This window comes from Geodermatophilus sp. SYSU D00815 (genome assembly GCF_054050035.1).
In genome coordinates, this window is record NZ_JBJGYO010000002.1 from 22,347 (window position 1) to 48,741 (window position 26,395).

The 26,395-nt window shown below is 71.1% G+C and carries 18 protein-coding genes and 3 pseudogenes; 7 read left to right on the forward strand and 14 right to left on the reverse strand.

Annotated elements, in window-relative coordinates; genetic code table 11:
* Nucleotides 1-29: 29 nt before the first annotated feature.
* The 3 genes from ACI78S_RS02715 to ACI78S_RS02725 are packed head-to-tail and all read right to left on the reverse strand — an operon-like array spanning nt 30 to nt 5,225.
* A complete protein-coding gene (locus tag ACI78S_RS02715; RefSeq protein WP_456970667.1) occupies nt 30-1,241 on the reverse strand; it encodes a hypothetical protein in 1,212 nt (403 codons plus the stop codon).
* On the reverse strand, nt 1,238-1,774 hold the full coding sequence (locus tag ACI78S_RS02720) for a hypothetical protein (protein WP_456970668.1): 537 nt from the start codon (nt 1,772-1,774) through the stop codon (nt 1,238-1,240). Before ACI78S_RS02720 ends, ACI78S_RS02715 begins: the two co-directional genes overlap by 4 nt.
* Entirely contained in the window at nt 1,767-5,225 is a 3,459-nt protein-coding gene (locus ACI78S_RS02725) for a sensor histidine kinase (protein WP_456970669.1), read from the reverse strand. The genes ACI78S_RS02720 and ACI78S_RS02725 overlap by 8 nt, the downstream gene beginning before the upstream one ends.
* 549 nt (nt 5,226-5,774) lie before the next feature.
* Here ACI78S_RS02725 and ACI78S_RS02730 point away from each other — a divergent pair.
* The 5 genes and pseudogenes from ACI78S_RS02730 to ACI78S_RS02750 form a co-directional block, all read left to right on the forward strand.
* Nucleotides 5,775-5,954: a hypothetical protein gene (locus ACI78S_RS02730; protein WP_456970670.1), complete on the forward strand. Its 180-nt coding sequence runs from the start codon at nt 5,775-5,777 to the stop codon at nt 5,952-5,954.
* A 287-nt stretch (nt 5,955-6,241) separates the two neighbouring features.
* Nucleotides 6,242-6,445, forward strand: a complete 204-nt coding sequence (locus tag ACI78S_RS02735; protein WP_456970671.1) for a hypothetical protein — start codon at nt 6,242-6,244, stop codon at nt 6,443-6,445.
* 227 nt (nt 6,446-6,672) lie between these two features.
* On the forward strand, nt 6,673-7,197 hold the full coding sequence (locus ACI78S_RS02740; protein ID WP_456970672.1) for a hypothetical protein: 525 nt from the start codon (nt 6,673-6,675) through the stop codon (nt 7,195-7,197).
* A gap of 489 nt (nt 7,198-7,686) precedes the next feature.
* Nucleotides 7,687-7,926 (forward strand): hypothetical protein, encoded by a 240-nt coding sequence (locus ACI78S_RS02745; RefSeq protein WP_456970673.1) that lies wholly within the window; start codon nt 7,687-7,689, stop codon nt 7,924-7,926.
* A gap of 331 nt (nt 7,927-8,257) precedes the next feature.
* Nucleotides 8,258-8,467, forward strand: a pseudogene (locus ACI78S_RS02750) (transposase); the annotation flags it as partial.
* A 64-nt stretch (nt 8,468-8,531) separates the two neighbouring features.
* Here ACI78S_RS02750 and ACI78S_RS02755 read toward each other — a convergent pair.
* The 4 genes and pseudogenes from ACI78S_RS02755 to ACI78S_RS02770 form a co-directional block, all read right to left on the reverse strand.
* Complete coding sequence (locus ACI78S_RS02755; protein ID WP_456970674.1) at nt 8,532-8,747, reverse strand: helix-turn-helix domain-containing protein; 216 nt, start codon at nt 8,745-8,747, stop codon at nt 8,532-8,534.
* 231 nt (nt 8,748-8,978) lie between these two features.
* Nucleotides 8,979-12,576: pseudogene (locus tag ACI78S_RS02760) on the reverse strand (relaxase domain-containing protein).
* Nucleotides 12,577-13,690: 1,114 nt separating this feature from the next.
* Nucleotides 13,691-14,149, reverse strand: a complete 459-nt coding sequence (locus tag ACI78S_RS02765) for an acyltransferase (RefSeq protein WP_456970675.1) — start codon at nt 14,147-14,149, stop codon at nt 13,691-13,693.
* 125 nt (nt 14,150-14,274) lie between these two features.
* Nucleotides 14,275-15,387, reverse strand: coding sequence for an LCP family protein (locus ACI78S_RS02770; RefSeq protein ID WP_456970676.1), 1,113 nt, complete (start codon nt 15,385-15,387; stop codon nt 14,275-14,277).
* A gap of 237 nt (nt 15,388-15,624) precedes the next feature.
* Between ACI78S_RS02770 and ACI78S_RS02775 the strand changes: the two genes are divergently transcribed.
* Both ACI78S_RS02775 and ACI78S_RS02780 read left to right on the forward strand, forming a co-directional pair.
* On the forward strand, nt 15,625-16,311 hold the full coding sequence (locus ACI78S_RS02775; protein ID WP_456970677.1) for an arsenate reductase/protein-tyrosine-phosphatase family protein: 687 nt from the start codon (nt 15,625-15,627) through the stop codon (nt 16,309-16,311).
* Between the two features lie 10 nt (nt 16,312-16,321).
* Complete coding sequence (locus ACI78S_RS02780) at nt 16,322-17,020, forward strand: hypothetical protein (protein ID WP_456970678.1); 699 nt, start codon at nt 16,322-16,324, stop codon at nt 17,018-17,020.
* A gap of 149 nt (nt 17,021-17,169) precedes the next feature.
* On the opposite strand, the pseudogene ACI78S_RS02785 reads toward ACI78S_RS02780, so the two are convergent.
* The 7 genes and pseudogenes from ACI78S_RS02785 to ACI78S_RS02815 form a co-directional block, all read right to left on the reverse strand.
* Nucleotides 17,170-18,168, reverse strand: a pseudogene (locus ACI78S_RS02785) (IS481 family transposase).
* A 431-nt stretch (nt 18,169-18,599) separates the two neighbouring features.
* Complete coding sequence (wzy, locus tag ACI78S_RS02790) at nt 18,600-20,084, reverse strand: O-antigen polysaccharide polymerase Wzy (RefSeq protein ID WP_456970679.1); 1,485 nt, start codon at nt 20,082-20,084, stop codon at nt 18,600-18,602.
* Nucleotides 20,085-20,130: 46 nt separating this feature from the next.
* Complete coding sequence (locus ACI78S_RS02795; protein WP_456970680.1) at nt 20,131-21,396, reverse strand: nucleotide sugar dehydrogenase; 1,266 nt, start codon at nt 21,394-21,396, stop codon at nt 20,131-20,133.
* A gap of 72 nt (nt 21,397-21,468) precedes the next feature.
* Nucleotides 21,469-22,806 (reverse strand): lipopolysaccharide biosynthesis protein, encoded by a 1,338-nt coding sequence (locus tag ACI78S_RS02800; RefSeq protein WP_456970681.1) that lies wholly within the window; start codon nt 22,804-22,806, stop codon nt 21,469-21,471.
* On the reverse strand, nt 22,803-23,951 hold the full coding sequence (locus tag ACI78S_RS02805; RefSeq protein WP_456970682.1) for a glycosyltransferase: 1,149 nt from the start codon (nt 23,949-23,951) through the stop codon (nt 22,803-22,805). Before ACI78S_RS02805 ends, ACI78S_RS02800 begins: the two co-directional genes overlap by 4 nt.
* The gene (locus ACI78S_RS02810; RefSeq protein ID WP_456970683.1) at nt 23,941-25,119 is read right to left on the reverse strand and encodes a glycosyltransferase family 4 protein; all 1,179 of its coding nucleotides are present in this window, start codon (nt 25,117-25,119) and stop codon (nt 23,941-23,943) included. Before ACI78S_RS02810 ends, ACI78S_RS02805 begins: the two co-directional genes overlap by 11 nt.
* Nucleotides 25,120-25,229: 110 nt before the next feature.
* Entirely contained in the window at nt 25,230-26,387 is a 1,158-nt protein-coding gene (locus tag ACI78S_RS02815) for a glycosyltransferase family 4 protein (RefSeq protein ID WP_456970684.1), read from the reverse strand.
* Nucleotides 26,388-26,395 lie beyond the last annotated feature (8 nt).

Here is a 26,395-nt window from a genome sequence, read left to right on the forward strand (position 1 = left end):
TTCCCGTCCGGGCCGAGGCGCCCCGTCGATCAGCTGCGGCCGTACTTGGCCAGCAGGGCGGCCAGGTCGAGCTCGCCGTCCTGCGAGGGCAGGTACTCGTCCCGGAGGGAGGTCGATCCGGACGGGTGCCGGACGAGCCCGGCGAGGTCGCGCAGCGCGCCGGCCGAGCGCCACGCGCGGGCGCCGGAGAAGACGAACGCCTCGCCCTCGCGCCGCGTGCTGTCGACCAGGGCCACCCGGTGCCCGTCGTCGCCGAGGACCTGCGCGGCGGACAGCACGAGCAGGGTGTGCATGTCCAGCGCGCCGTGGTTGACGCCGTCCCAGGCGAAGCGCGGGTCGATGATCCGCTCGGCGGCCAGGCGGTACACCTCCCACGGCGTCGCCCACACGTGCACCCGGGCCTGCTCGCGTGCGACCTGGCCGGTCGTGAGCAGCTGGCGCAGCCGCCGCTGCACCTCGCCCAGCTCCCGCTCGACCGGACGGCCGTCGCCGTCCCGCGGGACCGCCAGCGCCGCCCGCTGGGCGGCCCGGACGAGGGTCGACGAGAGCACCACGGCGGTGTCGCCGTCCGCGCCGAGTCGCGGCAGGCCGCCGCCGAGCAGCTCCACGACGGCGTTGAGGCCGAGCAGGTGCACCGTGCGGCCGGACCCCGGCTGCGGGAGCGGATCGCCCCCCGCCGGCGCGTCGGCCGCCTCCCTGGCCGGCGGGCAGCGCCGGCCGAGGAGGGCGATGCCCAGCCGATCGGCGGCCGACCGGAGGTCGCGGTCCCGGGTCACCAGCACGGCCTCGTGGGCGGCGGCGGTGAGCACCCGCACGGTGTGCGCGATCTCGAAGTCCGCGTCGCCCGGCACGCACACCCACCGCTCGTCCTTGCGCACCTCGTGGACGAGGTCGAGGTCGGCGTTGTCCCGGCACAGCGCGTCGATGTCGGTCCGGGTGAGCACGGCGCGTCGAGCCCGTGCCCGGTCCAGGCCCACCAGGTCGGCCGGGTTCCTCAGGGCGTAGGTCGCGCGCTGCTGGGCCTGGGTCGCCTCGTCCGCGCCCCACAGCATCATGTCCGCCGCGACCCGTGCGATCTCGGTGATCACGCGCCCGGGCAGCACGGCGAGGCCGTCGTCGCCCAGCCAGGCCTGGACGCGCTCCTTCATCTCCTCCCGCCAGGTCTGGTCCTCGAAGACGGCGCACGTGTCCAGCACCGCCTTGCGCCGGGACGGCGAGGACTCCAGGAGCGAGGAGGTCACCGCTCCTCCCCGGCGGTCGGCACGACGTCGGCGCGGGGGTCGCCGTCGAGGTGGTCGTCGACGGGGAGCGCGGTGTCCAGGTCGAGCACGGCGCGGCGCAGCGCCTGCTGCTCGTACGTCGCCCGGTGCCGGAAGAAGGTCGCCTCGGCCAGCTCCACCAGCTCGACGACCGACACGTCGCTGCTCTTGTGGGTGTACGAGCTCGGGACGGCCATCGGGTCCTCCCGCAGGGCGGCGAGGAACTCCTCCCCGCCGATGCGCCCGCTGTAGTAGCTGATCGGCAGCGCCACGCCCCAGGGGTGGGCGGCCCGCAGCAGCTTGCTCAGGTCCATGCCGGTGCGCCCGTCGGGGCGGTCGAAGTCGTGGTCGAGGATCAGCACGTAGGGGTCGGTGCGGTCGACGAGCCGGCGGGCGGCCTCGTCGATGTCGTCGTAGGTGGTGACCTCCCACCCGCGGTACTCCAGGCGCCGGCGCACGGCGTCCAGCAGCTCGTGCTTGTCGTCGACGACGACCACGGGCAGGTGCTCAGGCACGGATCTCTTCCTCTCGACTGCTCCGGTGGGCGGCCCGCGCGTCACGTCGCGCGGCCGAGGGCAGGCGGAAGCAGAAGCGACTGCCGTCGGCGACCGATGGGTCGATCCACAGCTGACCGCCGGACTGGCGGATCATGTTCTCGGTGACGCGCAGGCCGATGCCCGCGCCCTGCCCCGGCTGCCCGGGGATGGACCAGTTCGCGACGTTGTCGGGCAGGTCCTCGGGGACGCCGTCGCCGCGGTCGCGGACCGACAGCACCACCCAGCCGTAGGGCGCGACGGCGAGGTCGTCGCGGTCCGACTCGGTGAACGTCGCCAGCACGTCGACCGTCCGCTGCTCGCCGTCGTCGCGCCGGGCGTGCGCCTTGATGGCGTTGGACACCAGGTTGTGCAGGGCGAACTGCAGCAGCGTGGCGTGGCCGCGGACGGCCATGCGGCCGCAGGCCTCCCGGTCCAGGACACGGATGTCCGTCCCGTGCGTGGCCGCCTCGCTGCCGAGCTGCTCGGCGACCGACTCGATGGCGGAGAGCACCAGCACGGTGCCCGCGGACGCGCGCTCCAGGTCCGCGGCGGCGGCGATCTTGGCGAGGCTCCGCTGCTGCAGCGCCCGGGTGCGGCGCAGGGACCGCACGATGTCCCGCAGGGCGTCGAGGTCGCGGGTGAGGCCCGGCGCCACGTCGTCGGCAGCCGCTCCCAGGCTCGCGGCGACGTCGCCGAGGAGCTCGACGTCCTCGGTGGTCGCCCGCAGGTGGTTGGCGAGCTCGTGCTCCAGCAGGGAGTTGTAGGCGGCGAGCTGCGCGGTCGTCCAGACCGGTCCCTGCTCGGCCACCGCGACCTCCTCGGGGCGGTGCGTGGACAGCAGCCCGGCCTGCGCGGCCGGCGTCAGCGGCACGTGCCGCGCCTCCGCGGCCGCGCCGAGCTCCCGCGCCAGCGCGTGCTCGCCCGTGGCGCTGGAGGCGAGCACCGCGGCGCTCACGAACTCGTCGGCGAGGTCGGGGTCGAGCGCTGCGTCCCCCACCGCGTCCAGGACGTCGACCACGGGTCGCACGTCGCCCGTCGCGGCGAGCAGCCGGCCGGCGGCCTGGGCCGCCGTCGCGGTGCTCACGGTGCCGGCGGCCAGCTCGGCGCGGACCAGCTCCACCGCGGATCCCGGCCGCTCGGCGGAGGCGTCGAAGAGGGCAGCGGTGAGCTCGGGGTCGCGGTGCAGCCGCAGCGGCCGGGCCGCCTGGCGCAGCCGCTCGACGCCCTCGGGGAGCAGGGCCCGGGCATGGGCGGCCGCGACCGCCCCGAGGAAGGCGGCGAACTGCTCGGCCGGCTCGGTTTCCTGGTTGAGCCGCAGCTCGACCGCGGTGTCCAGCTGGGCGTAGGGGCGACGGCGCAGCGGGTAGGCGCGCGCGATCTCGAGCAGCTGCGCCGGGGTGAACCACCCGTCGTCGGCCTGCGGGCTGCGCCGCGCGGCCAGCGTGGCGACCGCCTCGACGAGCAGGTCCTCGCCCGCGTGGAGGGCCGTGCGCGCGTTGTCCCAGGCGATCTCCTCCGCGGTGCGCCCCGTCGTCTCCTGGACCTTGTCCGGCAGCAGCGCGCCGACGATGGCGGCGGTGTAGAAGTTCGCGGTCGGCTCGACCCCGTCGGCGGCCATCTGCTCCCGCGCCCTCGCGACGCGCGCGGCGCGCTTCTGGCGGGGGAAGGAGTAGAGCCAGTCGGCCCACAGGTCGCCGGTCGGCACCCGCCCGACGCCGCGCATCCGTCGCATGACCGACTCGATGGCGCCGCGCCAGCCCGGGCCGCGGGGGGCCAGCGCCTCCCACACCTGCTCCGGCCACGACCGGACCGAGTACCGGAGCAGCCACTTCTCGGCGGCGTCGACGCCGCGGGCGGCCGCCAGCACGCGGACGACCCGGGCGCCCACGGCCGGCGTGTGCGGCATCTCCGGGAGGCCTCCCTGGCCGGCCTCCGCGGCCTTGTCGTCGAGCACCTGGCTGACCGACAGCGCGCCGTCGAGGTCCCCGGCCGCCAGCTTCGCCTCGACGACGGCCTCCACGGCCGCGCGCCGGCGGGAGCTGCGCGCAGTGCGCTCGGCGGCCGCCACGTTCCCGGTGGCCAGCTGCGCGGACACCAGCACCGGGCTGAGCCGGCCGAGGCCGCGGGGGTGCGCCTCGACGACGAGCCCCAGGGCGGCGGCGACGTCGGCCGGTTCCTGGTCCGCCGTGAGCTCGACCAGCAGGTCGAGGGTTCCGCGCGTCGGCGGGAGGCCGGCGGTCGCGAACGCCGCCACCGCGCGGGCGTGGACCGGCAGCGACCGCGACCGGCCGGCGTGCCTCAGCACGAGCTCCGCGTGCGTGCCGTTGTACGAGAAGACGTCGGCCGTGCCCCGGACGACGTCGACGGCGACGGAGACGTCGTCGCCGAGGAGGGCGCTGAGAGCGCTGGTCAGGGTGCTGGCCGGCGGATCGCCGTCGAGCTGCCCGTCGCGGATGGCCCGGGCCCAGTCGAGGAGCGCCTCCGACAGCGTCGACGTGCGCTCGGCGAGGCCGAGAGCGAGCACCTGGACCCTGCGCGCCCGGCCGCCGGCGGGGAAGCCGTCGTCCAGGTACTGCTGGTAGGCCGTCAGGGCCTCGTCGAAGCGCATGCCGTTGGCCAGCGCCTGCACGTGGGCGAGCCGGTGCTCGGCGGTGGGCCGGAGCCCGGCGGCGACGGCGGTCTCGAGCACCCCGCGGCTCGCGTCGGCGGCCCCGAGCTCGGCGAGGACGACGAGCGCGTCGTTGACCACGCGCGGGCTCAGGCCCGAGGAGGCCCTGGCGACCTCGATCAGCTGGAGGACGTGCTGCGCGGACCGGCCCTGCGCCTTGCGCAGGACGGTGAACGCGCGTCCGGCCGCGACGACGTCGGGCAGCCCGCCGTTGCGGTGCAGCTCCTCGATGGCGGCGGTGAGCTCGTCGTGCGTCTGCGCCCGGGTGAGGGCTCCGAGGACGTCCGACGTGGAGAGCGGGACCCCGCGCTCCTGCAGGGCGTCGACGAACCGGGCGGCCTTGTCGGCGCCGTGCTTGCCCAGCTCCCGCCACGCCGCGAGGGCGTGGGTGTCGGTGAAGCCCTCGGGGTCGAGCAGGTGGGCGGCGCCCATGATCCGGGCCGTGTCGTCCACGTCGCCCAGGCGGGCGTGGAGGTTGGCCTGCATGACGAGCGCGCCGCGGCCGAGCACGCCGGCGCTCCGGGCGGCATCGACGACCCCCTGGGCGGCGCTGCGGCAGTCGTCGGCGGCGGTGACGGGCACCAGCCCGTCGATCGCGCGCAGGAACTCCTTGACGCCGTCCCAGGTCAGCGTGCCGGCCGCGGCCCGGTCGGCCGCCCGCGCCGCCACCGCCGCGGCGATCCCGGGAGCCGGCTGCGGCCGGGAGCCGTGCCGGACCAGGACCTCCGACTCGAACCCCGCGGCAGCACCCACGTCGCCCATCGCCCGCCTGCTCCCGTCCCGTCGCGCCCTCGGCCGGGGCGCTCTCCTCCCGTGTATCGGACGGAACGGGACCGTCCTTTACGGGCGGTCGTCACCGGCGGCGGCGCCGGTCACCGCGCCGATGCGCACGGGCGCGGCATCCCACCTCCCGGTCACCGCACCGGTGCGCACGGGACGTCGACCTCGGCCGGTGCCGAGGCCGCCGCCTGCGGGACAGGAGAGGCGCACGCGGGACGCGCGGGACGGGCCTCGGTCCAGCGCCGGGTGGGCCCCGTGGGGATCGAACCCACAACCCGCGGATTAAAAGCTCCCCGGAGACGCTCTTCTGAGCAGCGAGAATCGGCCCGACTGGCACCTTAAGCTGCGCATATGCCGTTGACCACTGTTGGCCGCGGACGACCGGAAACGGTTGGTATGTGGGCGCGGTGTGGGCGCGCAGACCAGCCATGCTGCGAACGAGGACGCCAGCGATAGCGCACAGGTCGAGACGCCGACCGTCGCTGGCTTGGTTCGCGGGTCTTAGCAGGGGACGCCGCAGATGTCCTGCAGATGTCCTGGAGCCTCCCCGACGAGCCTGCATCCGCCGGCGCCGCGGAGCTGTGGGTCTACGACCCGATCAGCGCCCGGCTCTGGCGGGTGGCGCAAGTGCGCAACCTGACTCGAAGAGCCGGTGTCCGAGAGCGCGACTGGCTGTTCCTCGCCTGCCGCGGCGCCTGGCACGCCGGTTGACCCCGTTGTTAGGCTCCACCGACGGCGCCCCAGGCGAAGATTTCATGCCGTCGGTGGAGCCTAACAACGGGGTCCGCGCGCGACTTGACGCCATCGCTAGGCTGGTTACGTCGCCGGAGGCGATCGCGGACCGAAGGGCGTAACCAGCCTAGCGATGGCCCTCATGTGTAGTCGGCCACGATCTGGCAACTTCACCCGTCGTTGGGATGGAACAAGTTGACGGCGCCGCCGTTAACTAAGAAGGTATGAGGCTAGGCGTTGACCGCGCCCAGTCCGGAGGGAGAACCGTGATTACGAGCCAGTACGTCTCGTCTACCAGCGGTTCTTCCGGCTCGCGCATCATCGAAGAGGTTCGTCAGATGGGTTCCGCCCAGATCGTTGCCGCGCTTGACGAGGCTCGGAACTCCTCCTCTGCTGAGATCACCGAGCGTCAGCGTCGTCAGCGTCGACAGCGCGCCGAGCAGGCTGCTGCTCGCTTCCGCACTGCCTGAGAGTGCCTGCACCGCACCTTCGGGTAACTGAGCGGTGCCTCCGGGAGGACCTGGAGCTCTCCCCTGAGCTTTTTGCGAACCGCGACGCGCGGGAGTACGAGACCCGGCACGACGTCGTCAGGAAGTTCGTCAGCATGCGGTCCGCCGCACCGGACGAGGGAGAGCCAATTCAGGCTCTTCCTCCCTTCGGTCGCTACCGAAGCCTGCACACGGGGCGTGGCCGCGCGGTGACCTTCTGGGACGCCGAGTTTGAGACGTGTTGGCTGCTCGCCTGGAATTCTTATCACGCGAGCGGCGACTACCGGGACGTCTACAACTACTTCGAACGTCTTCACGACAGCGGGCAGCTCCCGCCGACCACGGAGGACTTCGAGCGCCTCCTCACCGAAACCCCGGCGGCGCTGATTGACGCCCTCCGCGACATCGCCCCGCAGATGATCTCGGAGGCCCGATCCTACCCGGGTAGCGAAGTACGGCGGGATTTCGTCGCGTCAGTAGCGCTGAGCGCTGCCGGCACCGCGATGATGACCGTCGACATCGTCTGTGAGGTCGACGGCAGCATGGAGCAGGGTTGGTTGGGACTATTGATCCCGCCCGAAGCGACCTGGCCGGCCGAAGGCGCGCTGGCACTCGCTGCCGCCCTCGCTCCCCCCGAGGTGCCGTCGAGCGAGTTGCACTGGTCAGAGACTGTGGGCGGTCGGCCAACCATGCCGAATGAGCTTGCCTTCACCTGGACGCAGCAGACCGCCTAATCGCAGGAGTGCGCTCATCCCAAGGCCCTAGCACCTCGGGAGCAGGCGGCCGACGATGCGATATGGCACTCGACATGGCACTCGACATGGCACTCGACATGGCACTCGACACTCCCCCCGACCCACCCGCATCTCCCCGAGCCGTCGGCGGCAGCAAGACCCGCGACGGCACCATCAGTCCCGATCTGCAGCGCGCGATCGAGGGCCACTGCCACCAAGGGCTGCGATCAAGACCGCGAAGGATTACATCTCTAGCACCTCAGGTTTGATGAGCGTCGCCCCGGCAGTGACGGGGTCCGCACCGTCGTCGGGAAGGCTCTACCTTTTGCTGCCCGACTCTCGGGTCGAGGCTTCGTTGAGTGGGTGCCTCCCGGCGGCGGTTCCAGTCCGAGCAGCTGACGCTCGAGAGAGGCGTGGGGACGCCAGCGTGGTCCTTTGGGGTGCTGCGCTCTGCCCGGCTCGCGGTTCTTCCGAACAGTGGGGGTCCGGGTGTCCGCAGGAATCGACAGCCACAGGGACACGCTCGCGGTCGCGGCGATCAACGCCGCCGGGCGTCCGGTCACCGTCCGGCAGATCGCCAACGAACCCGACGGCTTCACCGTCCTGGCCGACCTCGTCGCCGAGCGCGCGGTCGTGCGGGTCGGCATCGAGGGCCGCACGAACTTCGGCTGGGCCGCCGCCATGCACCTGGTCGCCGCCGGGGCGAGCGTGGTCGAGGTGCCCCACTGATGACCTCCCGGGAGCGGTAGTCCCGACCCGGGCAGGGCAAGACCGACCCGGTCGACGCGGTCGCCTCGCCCGGGTCACCGCCCGAGAGTCCTTCCTGCCGCCGGCGCGGCCGATGGACGGGCTGCCGGCGGAACTGCGAGTGCTGATGGACTACCGCGAGCAGCTCATCGACGAGCGCACGGCGCTGGCCACCGGATCCACGCCGATCTGAGCTGGGCTACCAACGCAGGCTGCCCGGCTGACCCAGCCGGCGCACGTGGAGGCGGCCCTGGCGCTGCTGGACAGCGACGACAGCGTCCGGGCCTCAGTGACCCGGCGGCGGCTGCACCGGATGGTCGAGATCAACGCCGAGCTGGCCGGCCTGCGCAGCCAGGTCGCCGAGCTGGTGCAGCAGTCGGGCACGACGCTGACCGGCATCTACGGCATCGGCATCTTCGTGCCCGCCCGTATCCTGGGCGAGGTCGTCGACGTTCGGCGCTATCCGACCCGGCACACCTTCGCCGCCGCGAACGGCTCGGCGCCGATCCCGGCCTCCTCGGACCGGAGCGCGTCACCCCGGAAGGAGTGCCTCTCCTGCCCGCAGCCACCGAGGAGCAGCCCGTGGATCACCGTCGGCTGGATTCACTGCCGTCGCGCTGAGCGTCGACCCAGGCATGGAGATCGTCGCGGCGGTAGAGGACGCGGCGACCGAGGCGGAAGCTGTGCGGGCCGCTGCCGAGGTGCCGCCAGTACCGGAGGGTGGCCACGGGAGCGCGCAGCAGCTCCGCGGCCTCACTGATGGTGAGGAGGTCGGCTGGCTTATCGGCGGTGGGGTCAGGCATGGCTGCCTCCTGGGCGGGCCGGGTGCCGTGGGCGGGTACGCCCGTAGAAGGCGCCGTCTCGGGCCGTTCCGTAACACCTCATCGTCAACTTCTCCAGCGGACCTCCAGTTTCTTCTCCCGTAGGCCTGCAGCTTGTGCTGGCCTGGGCCTGCTCGACCGCCCGACCGCCGAATGGCGGACCTCGGCCCTCGCCCCGGCCGGCCGGCAGCCGGGCAACGGCACGCCATCCGGTCACCGCGGAAGGCTCCGGTCCGGACTGCGCTGGCGGTCGAGGGCACGCAGGTCCTCTGGGCGCGGAGGGCGCACGGCCCGGGTCGGTCCCGGCTGCGGCCCGGGGACCGTCGTCCGCGCGGCTCGGCGGTCGACGTCGTGGCGGGCACGCCAGGCGTCGTGCTCGCGGGCGAGCCGGTCGGCCGGCTGGGCGAGGAGAGTCGGCTCGGCGGTGAGCCGGGTGATGCGCGTCCGGGCGTCACTCAGCTGCTGTCCGGTGGCGGCGATGTCGCGCTCGAGATCGGCCAGCCGCGCTTCGGGATCGGGTGCCCAGGCGATCGGTCCGCAAGGGCCGAGCCGCTCGTCACGCCGGCGCCGGGCCTCGGCCAGCGCCCACCGCGCCTCATCGTGGGCGTGCCCGGCGGCGTCGGCGGCGGCGCGCAGCCCGGCGTGCTCGGGATGGTCCCGTTCCGCGCCGCGGCCAGCGGCAGTGTCGAACGTCCTCCACAGCGCGGGCCGGTCGTCGAACCAGCCGGCGACCTGGGCAAGCCCCGTCGCTTCGGTGGGCAGGTCGGGCAGGTGCGGACGCCACCGGCCGGCCCAGCTGGTGAGCTGCTCGCTGGCGCGGGCGACCGCGGTTAGCCGCAGGCCGAGCCGGCCCGGGCCGGCGAGCACGACCCTGGCAGCGGCGCGGGCGGCGGCGCGTTCGCCGTCCCATAGGGTCAGCAGGCTGTCGCGGATCCGGCCGGCTTCGGCCGCGATCGCCGCACCGCTGACCGCCGCCCGGTGTGTCGCCCGCTCCGCGGCGAGGGCCGTCTGCCGGACGTCGGTGTCGAGCCCGGTGAGTTCGGCGCCCTGGGCGGCCTCCCGCGCCGCGACTTGCCGCAGGGTGTCGCGCTGCGGCTCCCAGAAGGCCAGCCGGTCCAGGCAGTTCTGCTCCGCCGCCCACGCCTCGCGCAGCTCGACGAGCACCTGGACCAGCGGTCGAGGGTTGGCGTAGCGGGCGGCCTCGGCGGCGGCCTGTTGGGCGGCATGGGCGGGACCGAGGTCGGCGCGGTCGCGGGCGAACACCGCAATCCATTGCTCACGCGCGTCGGCGAGGTCGACCGCGACGAGGTGGGCGGTGTTTGCAGTGCGGCCGCGGGTCATCCCGACGTAGGCAGACGCCGCGCCGGTGTGCTCGCCGATGACCACGTGCGCGGTCGGGACGGTGTCGCCCTGCACGCCGTGCGCGGTGCGGGCGTAAGCCAGCTCGACGTGCTCGGTGACGTAGTCCGCCGGCAGCACCCGCTCCCCCACGGCACGCGGGACGACCCCATCCGGAATAGGGCCGCTCCGGGTGACACGGCCGGGAGTGCCATGGTCCTGCGCTACATCGGCCGGGGTGACAACCAGGTCGCCAACCGTCCCGACGGAGGTGACGGTCCAGGTGTCGCGGTTGGCCACGCCCAGGGTTCGGTCGTTGCGCCGGGTGGCGATCCGGTCCCCGACGCCGATCCGCTCCCCCGCCCGGGTTTTCACCACGGCACGGTCGTCGACCCGGCCGTCGGCGACCAGCTGCTCCCGGATCGCGGCGTCGAGCGTGGCGGCCTGCTCGCGGGTGTCCACCACGATCGCTGTCTGCTCGCCCCGGCGTTGGTCCTCGGCGGCGAGGGCGGCCAGCGCCTCGGACAGGGCCGCATGATCGGGGTGCAGGCGGATTCGGCCGCGGGCGGCCAGCGCGTCGAACACCGCACCCGGGTCATTCCCGCCGCGCATGACCAGGGTTAGGTCGGCGTAGCCGCTGTCCGGCACGGGCACCCCGTCGGTGGTGTCGGTGAACCGGTGTACCTCAGCCAGGGTCAGGTGGGCGGTCGGCTCGACGTGGCAAGCGGCGAGGTCGAGGACGCCGCCGCGCCCGACCGCGGCCAGCTGCCGCCGGTCGCCGAGGAGCGCCACCCGGACGTCGTGCTCGTCGGCGACGACCAGCAGGGCGCGGGCGGTGTCCTGGTCGAACATGCCGGCCTCGTCGACGACCAGGATGTCCCCCGGCCGCAGCCACGCGTTCTCCTCGGGTCCGGCATAGAGCCGGCCGGTGGCCGGGTCAGCCTCACCGGGGACCAACCTGGTCCAGGCGCCGTCGTCGGTCCAGCGCCAGCCGTGCTGGAAGGCCAGCCAGGCCGCCGAGCCGGCGGTGGCGTCGACCTCGGCGGAGGCGACCCTGGCCGCCTTCAACGTGGGGGTAACAACCACCAGCCGCCGCCCCTGTTCCTCCAGCAGTCGACGAGCCGCGGCCAGGGTGGTGGTCTTGCCCGCGCCGGCCGCGCCCTCCACCACCACCAGCGGCCGGTTCCCGGCGAGCGCGGCCGCCGCCGCGGCCTGCCCGGCATCCAGCCGCTCCCGGCCGGCCTCCCGGTTCAGCGGGAGGCCGGCATCTGCACCGTGGTCGGTGCCGCGGGCGGCGAGGCGGGCGACGAGGTCGGCCTCGACCTCGAGCACCGCCGGAGAAGTCCAGGCCCGGACGTGCTCGGGCACCCCGTCGCGGTCCAGCAGCGGAAGGCAGCGGGCCAGAGCGCGGGCGGTGAGGTCCTCGGCCAGCTCGCCGCGCACCGCTGCCTCGGCGACGACGCCTACTGGGGCGAGCAGCCGTTCGGCCTCGCCGCGCAAGTCGGCGGCGTTCCAGGCCGAGCGGCCGGCGGCCAGCCGGGTGAGCATCTGGTCGGCCGCGCGGTCGCGGTCCAGGACGCCGATCGGGGTGGGGCGCAGCTCGACCGGTCGGTCGGGATCGCGGTAGCCGAGGGCGGCCAGCTCGGCCCGCCACCGCACGGTGAGGTCGGCCCCCGAACGCGGGGTGACCTTGTCGGGGCGGCCGTCGGCCCACGCCCGGGCATCCCACGCCCGCCGCAGCGCCGGCCCCGGGAACTCGCCGGGGTGCGCGGCGGTCCAGTCGCGTTCGTAGCGATCCAGATTGCGCCCGATCTGCGCCGCCCGGGCGCTGAACGGACCGACGTACTCGGCGAGCTCCAGTATTTCTCCAGTGGCATCGAGCGTGTAGCCGTGGGCGGCCAGCGCGGCCCGGAACTGCGGGTCACAGGCGACCGCGGCATGACCGATCCCATTGATCGCCCCGAGGTAGTCCCGGATGCCGACGGTGTGCAGCCCGCGCCATTGCTCGGCGGCGAACACCCGGGCACCCAGCTGCAGGTGCAGATGCCGGTGCGGATCGCCGGCGCGGGAGGTGTAGTGCCGCACCGTCACCGCCTCCAGCACTCCCAGCGGCACCTGCACCTGCCCGCCGCGCGGACCGACCCGGGTGGTCGCGTGCCCGGCGAGCCAGCCGATGATCTCGACGGCGGCGCGGTCCTGGGCGGCGTCGTAGGCGGCGGCGATGTCCAGGTGCACCGCGGCGGCCAGCGACCAGGACTTCGGGCCGTTGACCACCACCTCGACGAACCGCACCGCCCGCTCGTCGGTACGCAGCCTCCCCCGCGGCGCGCCGGTGCTCCACCACCCGACCGGCGCGGGTCGTGAAGCGGCGGGCGATGCCGGTGCCCTCGGCCAGGTAGTAGTCATCCGCCCGTCCCCGATCGGCCTCCAGGTACGCCCGGGCAGCCGCCGGCGAGCCGGCGTAGACCTTCATCCCACCGTGCATTTGTCAACGCCGTCCAACAATGGCCAACGCGTCACCCCTAGGAATGGCGACAGACCCCGCGAAGCAGGGTCCGGGCTACCAATATTGGTAGCATGCGTGCCGTTCTTCAGCAAAGACTCGGACGTGCAGAAAGGGCTGGACGTTACGGGCCGCAGGTTCGTCGTGAGCATCATTTCGTTGATCGAATATTGTGATTGTCGACTGCAATCAAGATGCCGTCTGCCCGGTTCGCGTTATGCGCAACCTCCTGCGACACGGTGGCGTGCGTGTAAAGAGCGGCAGGCGGACGACGACGCTCTGCCGGCCGGCAGGGTGTCCCGGTCGTCCTCCCCGTGCGGGAAGGCTTGCCGGGCGGCGTCGTACGGGACGGCAGGCGAGAGGCACCTACTCTGTCCTGCGGTGTTCCCGGTCGGGGGTTCCTGTGCGGTGACGGCGGACCGAGGCGGCGGACCTGTCCCTGAGGGCGCGGCTTCTGAAACACGTCGCGGCTCGGCTAAAGGTGCTGTGGACGGAGCGGTTCAGGTCGCTGCTTCTTTGTGATCCTCGAGGGCACGCCGGGCGTAGCGCGGTCCTAATGCTGCGTCGCGCTAAAGGTTGATGTGATCACGGCACAGGGTCGCCATGCGGCAGCCCGCGCGTGGACGGCGGGACCCGCCGGCACGCGCACGGCGGCCGGCGCCGCCCCGGTCGTCGTCGCTGGGACGACGCTTCACCCCAGCGACGCGGTGCAGCACGCGCCACCTGTTGTACGTCGCCCAGGGCGCCGCGCAGTTGCCCAGCTACGGCGGCACGCGGGTCAGATCGATCCTCGTGGCGCCGAGCGGGCGGTCGGCGAGGCGCCCTGCGCCCCAGCGACGTGTCACCTCGGCGGCGGACGACGACGCGGTTGCCCCTGCCAACCGCATGGCTCAGGCTGTTTCCGCGTTCCGGGGTGCAGCAGCCGCGGCATTCCGCACCTCCCGAGCGGGGATCCGACCCCGCCTCCCGATCCCCGGCGTCGACGCGCAGCCGACCACGAGGCAGCTCTCGCGCGGCCGGAACGACCGTGACCCCGTCGTCCGAGGATGACGGGGTCACGGTGGAGGAAACGGGCGCGTCCCGCTCAGGAGGTGGAGCCTTCCCCGCGCGGCTCTGTGTGCTCGAGGAAGACGCGGCGCTTCTCCTCCGGCGGGAGGCCACGGACGTGCACCGCGCGGGGCAGCACCCGCTGCTCGTACTCCGCGACCGTCCTGATCACCTTGGCGGGCGTTCCGGCGACGACCGAGCCCGGCGGCACGTCGCGGGTCACCACCGAGCCGGCCGCGACGATCGAGTTCGCGCCGATCGTCACGCCCGGCAGCACGATCACTCCCAGGCCGACGAACACGTTGTCGCCGATGACGATCCGGCCCACCACGTCGATGTCCGGGTACTTCTCCCGCAGCACCCACACCCCGCCGTCGTGGGTGACCATGCGGACGCCGGTGAGCGTCACGTGGTTCCCCACGGTGATCAGGTAGGGCTCGCTGCCGAAGGTGCCGCGCTCGACGCCGAGGAACCGGCAGTCCGCTCCGACGGTCACCCCGATCCGCCGGGCGTACCCGACCGGGTCACGCCTCAGCAGGAGCTCATCGCGAACCCGGGTGATCCCCCGTCGCAGCATCCCCGAAGGCTATCCACGCCCTGCCGGTGCGTGCTCGGGCGCGGTCAGCGCGGGGTCTCGGGCAGGGCCTCATCACCGAACTCGGCGGCGTTCTGCGCCAGCGAGTCGGTGCGCAGGTAGCCCCACATTCGGTCGCACGTCGTCGGGTCGAGGTAGACGACGCTCGCGGAGCCCTCCCGCCCCGTGCCGAGCACCGGCGCGGTGAAGAACTCGACATTGGAGGGCGTGAGCCCCCGTAGCGAGTAGGCCATCGTCAGCAGCTCCGTGTTACTCAGCTCGTCGTCGATGGCGACGGCACCGGTGACCGCCTGCAGCGCTGAATCCAACCGTCCTGGGTCGGAGAACGTGTCACTGCTGAAGAGCTTGGTGAACATGGCTCTCAGGTAGTTCTGCTGACGCCGTACGCGGTCGAAGTCGCCGCCCGGCAGGCCGTGCCGCTGACCGACGTAGGACCGGGCCTGGGCCCCATTGAAGTGGTTCAGCCCGGCGACAAAGGTGAACGCCCCATTGCTCGTGGCCTCGGGGACGACAATGTCCACGCCACCGAGATCATCGGTCACGCTGATCAGGCCGTCGAAGTCGATGGCCGCGTAGTGATCTATCCGGACGCCGGTCAGCTGTTCGACCGTCTGGATCAGCAGTGTGGGACCGCCGAACGCATACGCCGCATTGATCTTGTTCTTGCCGTACCCGGGAATGTCGACCCACGAGTCGCGGGGTATGGAAATCACCTGGGCGTGCTGCTGATCCCCTGCGAATCTAGCGATCATGATGGCGTCTGAGCGCGCGTTCGGCACCTCACCCGGCGCGACGTCGGCACGGGTGTCCGAGCCGACCAGTAGGAAGGTGATCGGCGCGTCGCCACCGGCGGCCGTGGACTCGGCAGGCCGGGTGCTGTCGTCCAGGCCGTTGAATACGCCGCTGACCCGTTCGATGTTGCCGGCATACCGGTCGGTCAGATACCAAGTCACGCCACCGATGAGCAACACCAGGACGCTCACCAGGACGCCGCCGGCGACCAGCGTGCGGCGCAGCCACCTCCGGCGGGGCCTGGCGGCTTCAAATGCGTCGTCCTCGTGGTCCGCGACATCGAGCGAGCCGGTGTCGCCGTCGACGGCCTGCTCCCGCGCCTCAACTTCCCAGTGTCGGCCCGCCATGACGTCCCCCGTCGCCCTGCCGGCACTGCCGACGCATGAGTTCGCTCGGTGGCACGCCCACCGCCTGGTCTCCGACGGTAACCGAGCCGCCGTGCCGCCGGCGGGAAGAGACCGATCGCGCGCCTCCCGCTCCCCCGCCGCCGCAGACGCCACACGCGTCGCGAGCCGAGTCCATCAGGAGTGCACGTATCGTCCCCTGGTCGAGCCGTGGTGCCGGGCGGCACGGATCATTCATGCATGGACCTTCTGTTCGTCTGCACCGGCAACATCTGCCGCTCGGCCGCGGCGGAGCTGCTGACGGCGAACAAGCGGACGCCCGGGCCGACCCTGCGCGTCCGCAGCGCCGGGACGCATGCCCGGGCGGGCCGCCGCATCCATCCGCTGACGGCTGCCGCGGTCGAGCCCTGGGGCATCGACGTGTCGTCCTTCCGGTCGACCCCGCTGGGCCCGGAGCACGTGGAGCGCGCCGACCTCATCCTGACCATGACCACCCAGCACCGCCAGGATGTTCTGGGGTTGAGCCCATACCGCATGCGCAGCGTCTACACCCTCCGCGAGGCGGCCGCCCTCCTCGAGAACCTCCACGGGCACGACTGGGCCCACGCGCCCGACGACGAGCGCGGGGAGGCGCTGTCAGCCGCACTGACGTCGGCACGAGCCCGGCTCAGAGGCGGCACTGCCCACCTCGACATCGTCGATCCGATCGACCAGCCCGCAGCGGTACACCGCCAGGTCGTCGAGGAGATCGCCGACTCACTCAACGCTGTCCTGGCGGCACTCGACGCCGCCTCGCCTGCGCCGGTGTCTGGGCCCAAGGCGACGCTGCCGCCAATGCCCTACGGTCGTCCGAACGTCGGGGAGGACACTGCGCGGTTGCCCCGACTGCCGCCAGTGCCTCCCATGGGCGGCCGCCGCCGACCGTAGAGTCGCAGCAGTGAAGATTTTCCTCGACGTCGGTGGCCATCTCGGCGAGACGCTGCGCGTGGTGCAGAACCCGAGGTGGGGTTTCGATCGCATCTACTCATTTGAGCCGGCGCCCGACTGCTGGCCGGCGCTCGAGCGCGTCGCCGGACCACGCACCGAAATCCTCCACTTCGGGCTCTGGGATCGCGACGGTACGATCTTGCTACACAACCCGGGGGCGATCGGTGCCTCAATGTCGGCCGACAAAGAAGGCGTCACGAGCGCAGTCCCGTGCGAGTTCCGCGACGCCGGCGCCTGGTTCCAGATGAATGTAGCTGATACGGATGAGGTGTACGCCAAGATCAACGCGGAGGGAGCCGAGGTGGAAATCATCGAGCGCCTTGCCACTTCCGGCCAGCTGGAGCGGATTGACCATCTGCTCATCCACTTCGACGCGGAAAAGATTCCCAGCCGTCGACATCTGGTGGCGGAGACGCGAGAGAGGCTGGACGAGGCGGGGACCGACTACCAGTCGGCAGCCGACATCCAGTTCGGGGGGGTCATCCGTGGAACGCGGAACTGGCTGCGGTGGTGTCACAGCACATCGCGCCGACGCGACGTCAGATACAAGACCCTCAGCAAACTCGGGCACGTGGTGCGCCGACGGCTGTATCCCCTCAAGAAGTTCGTCCGCCGTGTCCTGCACTCTCGGTCGGCACTCGATAGATGAGAGGCCAAGGATGGCCTGCTCGGCCGCGTTTGACGCGGGAACTTTGGTGGCGGAGGCCCTGGACCGCGTTTCGGCGGGCGGCCATGACTTTGGCAGCGTCGGCTGATGGCGGCGCGAGGTACCCGGGCGGGGCCTCGCGAGCGACGTCCCTAAATGTACTGACCGGGGAGGTTGGTCAGGCGGCTGACGGGCGGGTGACCGCCGATGCCGGTGTGGGGCCGATGGTGGTTGTAGCCGTGTAGCCACTCAGGAAAGGTCGCGCGGCGGTCGGCTTCGCTGGTGAAGAACTGGGCGAAGGCCCACTCGCTGGTCATGGTGCAGTTGAAGCGTTCGACCTTGCCGTTGGTCTGCGGCCGGTAGGGCCGGGTCCGCTTGGGCGTGATGCCCAGCTGCGCGGATGCGGCGGCCCAGTCCCGGCTGCGGTAGCAGCCGCCGTTGTCGGTGAGCACCCGGCGGGCGGTGATGCCGCGGTCGGCGACCCAGGCCACCGCTCGCCGCAGCACTGCGGTGGCAGTGACGCCGAGTTCGTCGTCGCAGATCTCGGCGTAGGCCAGCCGGGAGTGATCGTCGAGGACGACGTGGATGAACCCGTACTCATCAGCGGGTGGCAGTACTGGCTGCGGGCTCGGCCGCCGTCGGCGGTGCGGTTGGCTCCGCCCTGCGCGCGGCCCAGGAACCGCCAGCCACCGCCGGCGGGGATGTTGCCCAGCTTCTTGACGTCGGCGTGCAGCAGGTCTCCGGGCGCGGGGTGCTCGTAGCGAGCCGGTGGCGGCTGCTCGCGGCGCTCGAGCCGCGACAGCCGGCTGACGCCGCAGCTGCGCAGCACCGCGCCGGCGGTAGAGGGCGCCACGCCGGTCTCGGCGGCCAGCCGGAGCGGCCCCCAGCGCTTGCGCAGCCGCAGCCGCAGCGACACGATCCGCTTCGTTCGACACCGCGCTGGCCGTGCCCGGGCCGGTGTGCGGCCGGCTGGACCGGTCGGCCATCCCGACCGCGCCCTCGGTCCGGTATCGCTCGGCCCAGCGGTCGGCGGTGGTCCAGGCGACGCCGAAGAACTCCGCGGCCCGGCACTTTTGCCAGTTCTCCTCGACGACCAGCCGGGCCAGACGCAGGCGCTGGCGCGGAGTCAGTGCCGCATTAGCGTGGAGCACGAGGATCTCCGGACTCGTGAAGTGGGTGCCTTCAGCAGCTCCACTCCACGCCCGGAGGTCCTCCCTCCACAAGATCAGTTAGCTAGATCTCGTGGTCACACGCCCTCAACCAACTCCTCCGGCCAGTACCCCTGAAGACGGGAAAGCCCGCAGGCGCGACAGCCGCCATGGTGGAGGTCGCTGGCGACTTTGACTTCTCGTCGCGAATGGCTCGTCAAGCTGATAATCACCCATGGCGGAGACACATGCGACCGACCCGGCGTCAGGCAGACCCATAGTCAAGTTTGAGCGTCAATTTGTACCTACTAGCCAGGCCAAGCTCGGTCCTTACCACGCTACCGGACGCACTGACTCCATCTGCCCTTGTCAGGCGATCACTTGCCCTCAAATTCCATCGATGGGCTACTTAATGAGCCGATCTCGCCAGGATCTCAGCCGACACCGCCACGGATCCTGTGAACCTTAATGTCGGTCCGGTGCCGGACATAGGCAGCCGCAGCGATCAAGGCCACAGCTGCGACACCAGCGCCGAGCATCGCCGGAACGGGCGTGAAGCTGTTACGGACGTGCTGGAGTAGTGCCACGAAGACGATACCCAGCAATGCGCTGACCACAACACTCGGGCGCCGTCGATCACAAAAGCCTAGTACGAGACCGATAGCCAGAGGCACCAGCACTGCGCCGGACCAACCGAAGTTGTGAACCGCCTCGGCGATGAACGATCCTCCGATCGGCCCTTCTCGGTTCATCATCATCACGTTCATCAGACGGTGGTCGGACTCAGCGCTGGGAACGGGCCGGCTCAGAAGCCTGCTGTTGACCGCCCGCTCAACTGGTGCGAAGTAGGTGGTTCCCTGCAGCAGCGGCTCGTTGGCCACTTCGTGCCACTTGGCGACCACGGACACGGTCCTCAATGTGTATCCGAGCTCCGCAAGTCCCGACACCGGGGCAGCGCTCCACTCCAGGGCGCCCAATTCCCCGAGACCCGACTGGCGCACTTGCTTGATCACACTCACGCTGGTGAGCAACCCGACGACGAGCGCGAGGACGACTACACCGCGCGGCATGCGTCGCCAAGCGGCCACCAGCGCAGCAGCGGCGACGGCTGCGAAGAGCACCTCACCCCTAAGACCCAAGGGCAATGCGAGGCCAGCGAACAGGCCGAAGGGAATGAGGGTCCGCTTCCACCAGATGCCATCCCCCGCTGCAGCAGCGAGCACAACGCCGAGGGAGATGCCGAAGTACACGTACTGAATCGGCAAGCCGCTCGTGGCTTCCAGCCACTTCTGGTATGACGAGAGAGGAAACAATGGACCGAGCGCAGTGTAACCCAGCCATAGCCATGCCACGACCGCGATAGAGGTTAGTGCGAACCCAGCCGGGCCCATGACCTCAACGACGGCCTCCTGGAATCCGGCCCGTTCGGTCGGCATCTGCACGGTGGCCGCATGTGCTTGCCGCGATGAAGCGACGACCGCTCCCAGGGCCAGCGCCAGCAAACTGAGAGCAACGAGGATCGCAGCGGTGCGCGTGGTCGTCGACTGGAACCACGTGCTGTCTGCGTTGTAGACGAACACTCCAGGCCGTCCCAGCGCCGGGAATACCAGTAGTCCGACGTGGAAAACGCTGGCGACAAGGAGGAACAGCGTGGACATCGACCAGAAGCGCCCCGAGGTCGCCCGTCCGACCGCGAAGCAGGCGAGAAGCGCCGCAGCAAGAGCCACCTGCGAGACGATCTGCAGATCTTGCGCTACCAGCCACTGCCGGAGAAGCCACAGTGCCACCAGGGCCGCGGTCAGGATCAGGGCCAGGACCCGATGACTCAACCACGAGGAGTTGGAATCGCGTGTCAGCCTGGCTCCTGGTCCGTGGACCGGGACCTGGCTGGCTGCGTGCACCGCCGCGGGCTCGTCCACCCCGCGTTCGCCGCTCGAGGGGACTGTCCCCCGAATGGCCAGCGTCCTAGAGGGTGACGACATTGGCTGCCGACGCAAGCACGTGCCTAGTGTCGAGCACCTTGGGAGCGGCGGCGAGCAGGGAGTAGTCGATGTCATCGTGGTCGGTCAGTAGGATCACCAGATCGCTGCGCGTCACGGTCTCGGCGTCGAGGCCTGTCTGGCTCGGGCAGAGGGAGCTGTTGCCCGGCGCCACGTGTGGGTCGACGGCCTCGATGTTCGCCCCAAGCGCCGCGAGCAACTCAGCCACCCGCACCGCCGGCGACTCACGGGCATCGCTGGTGTTCTTCTTGTAGGCCAGGCCGAGCAGGACGATCGAGCTGTTCTTCACTGATTTGCCGGCGTCGTTGAGTAGCTCGGTGACCCGCTGGACGACGTAGCGGGGCATGTGCTCGTTGATGTCGTTGGCCAGCTCAACGAAGCGGAACGGCGTCCCCAGACGGCGCTTCACGTCCCAAGACAGGTACGAGGGGTCGATCGGCAGGCAGTGGCCGCCGACGCCCGGGCCGGGCGTGAAGCGCATATAACCGAACGGCTTCGTCGAGGAGGCATCGATGGCCTCCCAGACGTCGATGCCGAGGTCGTGGGCGAACATCGCGAGCTCATTCACCAACGCGATGTTGACGTGCCGGAAGGTGTTCTCCAGCAGCTTGGTCAGTTCCGCTACGCGCGTGCTTGAGACCGGAACGACGGTGTCGATGAGGGAACGGTAGAAGCCAGCGATCGCTGCCCCGGACTGCTCGTCGACGCCGGAGACCACCTTGGGCGTGTTCTGGAACGTGTAGGTGGCGTTACCCGGGTCGATCCGCTCCGGGGAGTAGCCGAGGTGAAAGTCCTTGCCGGCGATCAGGCCCGAACCACGCTCGAGAATCGGCTGGAGCAGTTCCTCGGTGGTACCCGGGTACGTCGTCGACTCGAGGATGACCGTGGAGCCTGGGCGGATGTACTTGGCGAGCGAGCGGCCGGCGTCCTCGACGAAGCTCAGGTCCGGCAGCCCCTCGCGCAGCGGCGTCGGGACGGTGATCACCGCGACGTCGAACTCGATGACCGCGGAGTAGTCGGAGCTGGCCACGTACCGGCCGGTGGCCAGGGCGTCGGCCAGCACCGCGTCAGCGATGTCCTCGACGTACGAGACGCCCGTCGTCAGGCTGTGTGCCCGCCGGTGGTCGATCTCGATTCCGACAACGTCATACCCAGCCGCCACTGCCCGCATGGACAGCGGCAGTCCAACGTAACCCTGACCGATAACGGCGAGCCGTTTTCCCGTAGCCATGTACAGAGCGTTCAGGGAGTGAACCGGTCCGTCAAGAATCGCCGCCTCTCACGCATCATGAGTCCCGAAGTCTCACTTGCTGCGCGCCGGGGCCGGCGTGTCGGCCCCAAAGGGCAGGCTGTCGGCCGTGGTCGACCCGAGCTGTTCCGCACCGCGGGAGGCCCGTGAAGCAAGCATCGGTCGCATGCGGAGCATGAGGACGAGCCAGGAGAGGAGCGCTCTGAGGATCTGCCCCGCCAGTACTGCGAAGGCCGCGCCGTACATGCCCCACGCGGGGATGGCCAGGAGCGACGCAGCACCCACAACGAGAAGTCCCGCGGCGGTGAGCGGCAGCTGGATCCGAAACAGCCGCAACGCACCGATCGCGGTGCCGAGGAACAGGTAGGAGTACTGGACCGCCGCCGCCGCCATGAGCAGGACTAGCGCCAGCCACCACCGCGCGTACTCGGGGCCGAAGACCAAGTCCAAGAAGACGCGGCCCAGTAGCAGCGCACCGACCAGTCCGACGATCCCGAGTGCAAGTCCGACCATCAGGAGCTTCCGTAGCGTCCGCCGGAAGCCCACGGTGTCTCCCCGGGCGTACAGATTGGCCAGCCGTGGACTGGCAGCCTCGGCGACCGAGTTCGCGATCAGCCCCGTCGAGGTGAGCGCGTACGCCAGGACCGCGAAGACGCCCAGCGCCTCGGCACCGGCGTGCCCCTCCAGCACGTAACGGGGGGCGTTGGTGGTCAGCGAGTTCAACGAGGTCGCGACCCCGAGCGGCAGTGCCAGGACCGCCAGCCGGTAGAGCCGGCGGAGCGGGAACTCGGGCCGGGCGGAGACCCCGACCGCGCGCACGCGGATCGATGCGGTGAGCGCGTATCCGAGGGTAACGACGACCTGGGCGGCGGCGGCCCACGCAACGCTGCCGGTCGGCGCGAGCACAGCAATGAAGCCTGCCAAGCTCAAGATGCCACGCGTGGACTGGGCCACCGCGATGCGGCGCATCTCCTCGCGGCGCTGTAGCACCCCGTAGGACACGTCGATCTGCCCCTCGAACGCCTTCGCCAGGGCCACGACGAACAGAAGCACCAGGACATGGTCGGGCAGCCCGGTTACGACGCCGACCGCTAGGGAGATCAGCACAGCCAGCACCGAGGTGACCCAGCGCAGGCCGAAGTATTCGCCCGCCGTGTTGACGCCCTCGGCGTCGGTGGCCTGAACGGAGCGAAGTCGCAGTCCGAGGAACAGAAAGATCGGCGCCGTGATCGCCAGGGCGAGCGAGTACTCGCCGACCTGCCGCGGGCCGGCCAGCTGGGCCAGCGCCACGAGAGCGCCGAACTGGCCCAGGGTGTAGATGGCGTTGCCCACCGCAGTTGCCGAGATGTTGGCCCGCATTGACCGCTGCGCGGCGCCGCCGCGTTCGGTCATGCGCGCTTCCCCGCAGGTTCCGCTTCGGACCGCCGGCCCCGCTCCCACAGCGACCGGTAGGCGGCGACGGCCGCGTCCAAGCGAAAGGGGCTTCCGGCGAAGGACGCCGCGATGCTCGTCCGCTCCGCCGCATCCGCGCGGGCGGCATGCAGCAACGCCCGCTTCCAATCCTGATCCGGTGCGTCGAGCGGGACCAAGGTGATGCCCCGCACAAGCTCGCTGATGAAGACCGTCCCGGGCAGCGGCGTCGCCACCACCGGCGTCCCCACGGCGAGCGCCTCCAGCACGACTCCGGGCAGGCCTTCCCTCGTCGAGGTCACCAACAGCGCGGAGCAATGGCGCAGCAGGCCGGGCACGTCGTCGACCGGCCCGGTGCGGACGACTTCCGCACCCGCCGGGAGCGCGGCGATCTGCTGGTCCAGCATGGCCCCCTCCCGCTCGTCCACCGGACCGACGAGCAGGAGCCGCGAGCCAGGAGTCTCGGCGGCGAGGACGGCCGCAATCCGCACCGCCCGTGCCCGGTTTTTCGACGGCAGCGACCGGGCGACGTGGGCGACAATCGGTGCTACCGACACGGGCACGCCGGCGTCAACCATCGCTCGCAAGCGCACCACGTCCAGTCCGTTGGGCACCACTCGGCACCGTGCGTCGTGCGACCAGTCCGCCCGGCCTAGGCCACCAGTCATGGCTCCGGGGGACACTGCCCAGATATCTGTGGCTACCAGGTCGATGAGCCGGCGCATCCCGGCCCGTTGCAGACGGCGGCGCACGGTGTCGCGCTGACCGTCCGAGTCGCTGCGGAAATGCGCTATGCGTTGATGGACCCTCGCCAGCCGGCCGAGCAGCAGCAGCAGACCGGAGAAGGTGGCCACGTTGGAGTGCAGAGACGTGATCCGCTCCCGGCGCAGGAACCGGACGAAGCGCAACGGGAAAGCCGGCGAAAGCAGCTTCAGGGGGACGACATGGCCGCCCATCGCCTCTATCCGCGCTGTGAGGTCGCCGCGCCGACCGGACAGGCACAGGAAGAAGTGCTCCATCTCCGGCAGGCGAGCCACGACGTCGAGGGTCCGAAGCTCGGCCCCGCCGCGGTCCATCGCGCCGAAGACATGAGCGATCCGGGGCGGAGCGATCCGCTCACCGGCCACTGCGAGGAGCCTCCGTGCCCGCTGCCTGCGCCCCGGATTGCGTCATCGCAATCAGGCGGCCGTAGAAACTCGCACGGCGTGCCTGCAGCACCGACAAACGATACCCGGCTGCCCGAGCAAGGTTTGTGGCTGCCTGACGGTTGTGGCGTTCCTGGTCGGTGAGGAGGCTGCGGAGAGCCAAGGCCAGCGCCGTAGCATCGCCCGGAGGGACGAGAACGCCTTCATCCAGAAGCTCCGACATGCCGCCGACCCGCGTCGCGATGCATGGCAGGCCCCGCGCCATTGCCTCGATGACGCTCCGCGGAAGCCCTTCGGTGAGACTGGGTTGGACGTAGACCGTTGCGTCGTCGAAGTGTTCCCGGACAGCCCGCGGGCCGGCCGCTCTCCCCACGAAGCGGACGGACCCATGGCTGGTGCTCCCGGCAGCCTGCGCCTCGAGGGAGGGGCGTAGCGGGCCGTCTCCGACGACCGTCAGCTCTACCGGCAAGCCGCCACGCTGCAGGAGAGACACGGCGTCGATCAGAACATGGATCCCCTTGTAGGGACGCGACAGCGCCGCGGCGACGACCAGCCGCATCCGCCCGGCTTCGTGCGGGCGGGGCGCTGGGACGAATGCGTCGTCGGACAGCATGATGGAGCTGTAGTGCGAGGTGACGGCACCAGGCGTAGCCGGATAGCGTTTCTGCAGCGTGTGTTCGGTCACGTAGGCAGCCCCTGCCGCGCCGCGCACCGCGGCCCGGACAGTTGCACGTGCCGCACTGCCCGCCAGTCTCCCCATCCACGAAAACCGCCAGCCGAGCATGCCCAGGGCCTCTTCGGCGTCGCCGACCACCTCGACCGCATAGCGACGGCGTCGCAGGCGGCACCAGAAGGCGACGAGGAGGCCCAGCATGGTAGGTAGCGCAACGATGATGGTGTGCTGGTCCGAGGACCGCGCCACTGTGGAGGCGGTCCGAACCAACGCTCGAGGCAGGAAGCTCAGGAGGGAGCTGGCGGGCAGCAGCTTCAACGTCACCCCTGGACCCTCGGATGGCGCGGCTCCCGGAGGGCAGGTCCGGTCCCGATCGAGACGCCCGACCACCTCGAGGTGGTCGAAGGACGAGAGATACCGACGCGAAAAGAGGTCGTAGTCGAAGTTCGCCGGCGAAGCGATACGGCCGTCGGTCATCCGGAAACGATGGTCGAAGACCAGGATGGCCGGTGCGGTTGATGCTCCTGACCTCTCCGGTGCTGCCAGCGGAGCAGTCGTCGTCCGTGCGTTCATCAGGTCCCCCACGGTCACGCGGCGCCGACCAGCGTGTGGCCGTCACGCCCGGTCCCTCGCGTCTCGGTGAGGAAGTCGCGCAGTTGCGCCCAGACGACCTCGTTGGTGAAGTTCTCGAGCACGAACCGGCGGCCGGCCGCGCCCATCGCGCGGCGCAGCTCCACGTCGTCGGCCAGGAGCAGCATCGCATCGGCCAGCGCGCCCGCGTCCCGGGCGGGTATGCGCAGTCCTGTGCTCCCGTGACGAACAGCATCACGTGCACCGGTGGCCTCGGTGGTCACGACAGGAATGCCTGCCGCGCTGGCCTCCAGGCAAACCGTCGGCAGGCCCTCGCGGTACGTCGGCAAGACGAAGACGTCGAGCGCCGGGTAGAGGTGCGCAGGGTCGTCGAGCCAGCCGAGGAAGCGGACGCGCGGGTGTGCGCGAAGCGCCTGAAGCGTCTCCCTGTCCACGTCGTCCCCGTCGGCGTTGCCTGCGACGACCAAGACCGCCTCGGGCAGCCGCACCGAGACGTCGTTGAACGCGGTCAACAGCTCGCGTACGCCCTTGTCCACGGTGATCCGACCGACATAACCAAATACGTTGTCGGTGTCGGACAGCCCGAGTGCCCGGCGCCTCTCGGCGGCCGTGTCCGCAGTCGGCACGGGCACCGGCACGCTGACGCCGTTGCTTCCCCCGGCGCCGAGGACTGTGCCTTGACCACGCCTGAGAATCCTCAGGGCGCGTGCCTCGTCGCGGAGGCTGCGGCTCACGCAGACGACCTGGTGCGCGCTCGCCGCGGCGATCCGCTCGCACGCCCAGAGAACCAGCCGTTGCACGCCGCGAGTCGTCTCGAGCCGCAGCCCGCGAAGCAGGTACACACGCCGCGGCACGCGGGTGAGCCGTGCCGCCAAGCCGGCGAGCAGCCCCGCCTTCGGGGTGCCGACCATCGAGATCACCGGGCGCTCGGCTCGGAAGACGCAGACAAGCGCGACGAGGGAGCGCAGGTCCGCCCAGGGCCGGATGGCCCGTGACATCGGGATTCCGATGGTTCGCACGCCCTCCCGTCGCCCGACGGCGTCCAGCAGTGGTCCGGGTGACGACACCAGGACGACGTCGAAACCCTCTTCGCGGAGGAAGGCCAACTGCCCGCGAAGCAGCCCCCAGGCGCTCTCCGGCACCGTGGTAGCCACGAGCAGCG

Excerpts from the sequence above, each read along its gene's own strand:
- ACI78S_RS02725 (WP_456970669.1), bottom strand. The coding sequence starts at position 5,225 with ATGGGCGACGTGGGTGCTGCCGCGGGGTTCGAGTCGGAGGTCCTGGTC.
- ACI78S_RS02730 (WP_456970670.1), top strand. The coding sequence starts at position 5,775 with ATGTCCTGGAGCCTCCCCGACGAGCCTGCATCCGCCGGCGCCGCGGAG.
- ACI78S_RS02755 (WP_456970674.1), bottom strand. The coding sequence starts at position 8,747 with ATGCCTGACCCCACCGCCGATAAGCCAGCCGACCTCCTCACCATCAGT.
- ACI78S_RS02770 (WP_456970676.1), bottom strand. The coding sequence starts at position 15,387 with ATGGCGGGCCGACACTGGGAAGTTGAGGCGCGGGAGCAGGCCGTCGAC.
- ACI78S_RS02775 (WP_456970677.1), top strand. The coding sequence starts at position 15,625 with ATGGACCTTCTGTTCGTCTGCACCGGCAACATCTGCCGCTCGGCCGCG.
- ACI78S_RS02795 (WP_456970680.1), bottom strand. The coding sequence starts at position 21,396 with ATGGCTACGGGAAAACGGCTCGCCGTTATCGGTCAGGGTTACGTTGGA.
- ACI78S_RS02800 (WP_456970681.1), bottom strand. The coding sequence starts at position 22,806 with ATGACCGAACGCGGCGGCGCCGCGCAGCGGTCAATGCGGGCCAACATC.
- ACI78S_RS02810 (WP_456970683.1), bottom strand. The coding sequence starts at position 25,119 with ATGACCGACGGCCGTATCGCTTCGCCGGCGAACTTCGACTACGACCTC.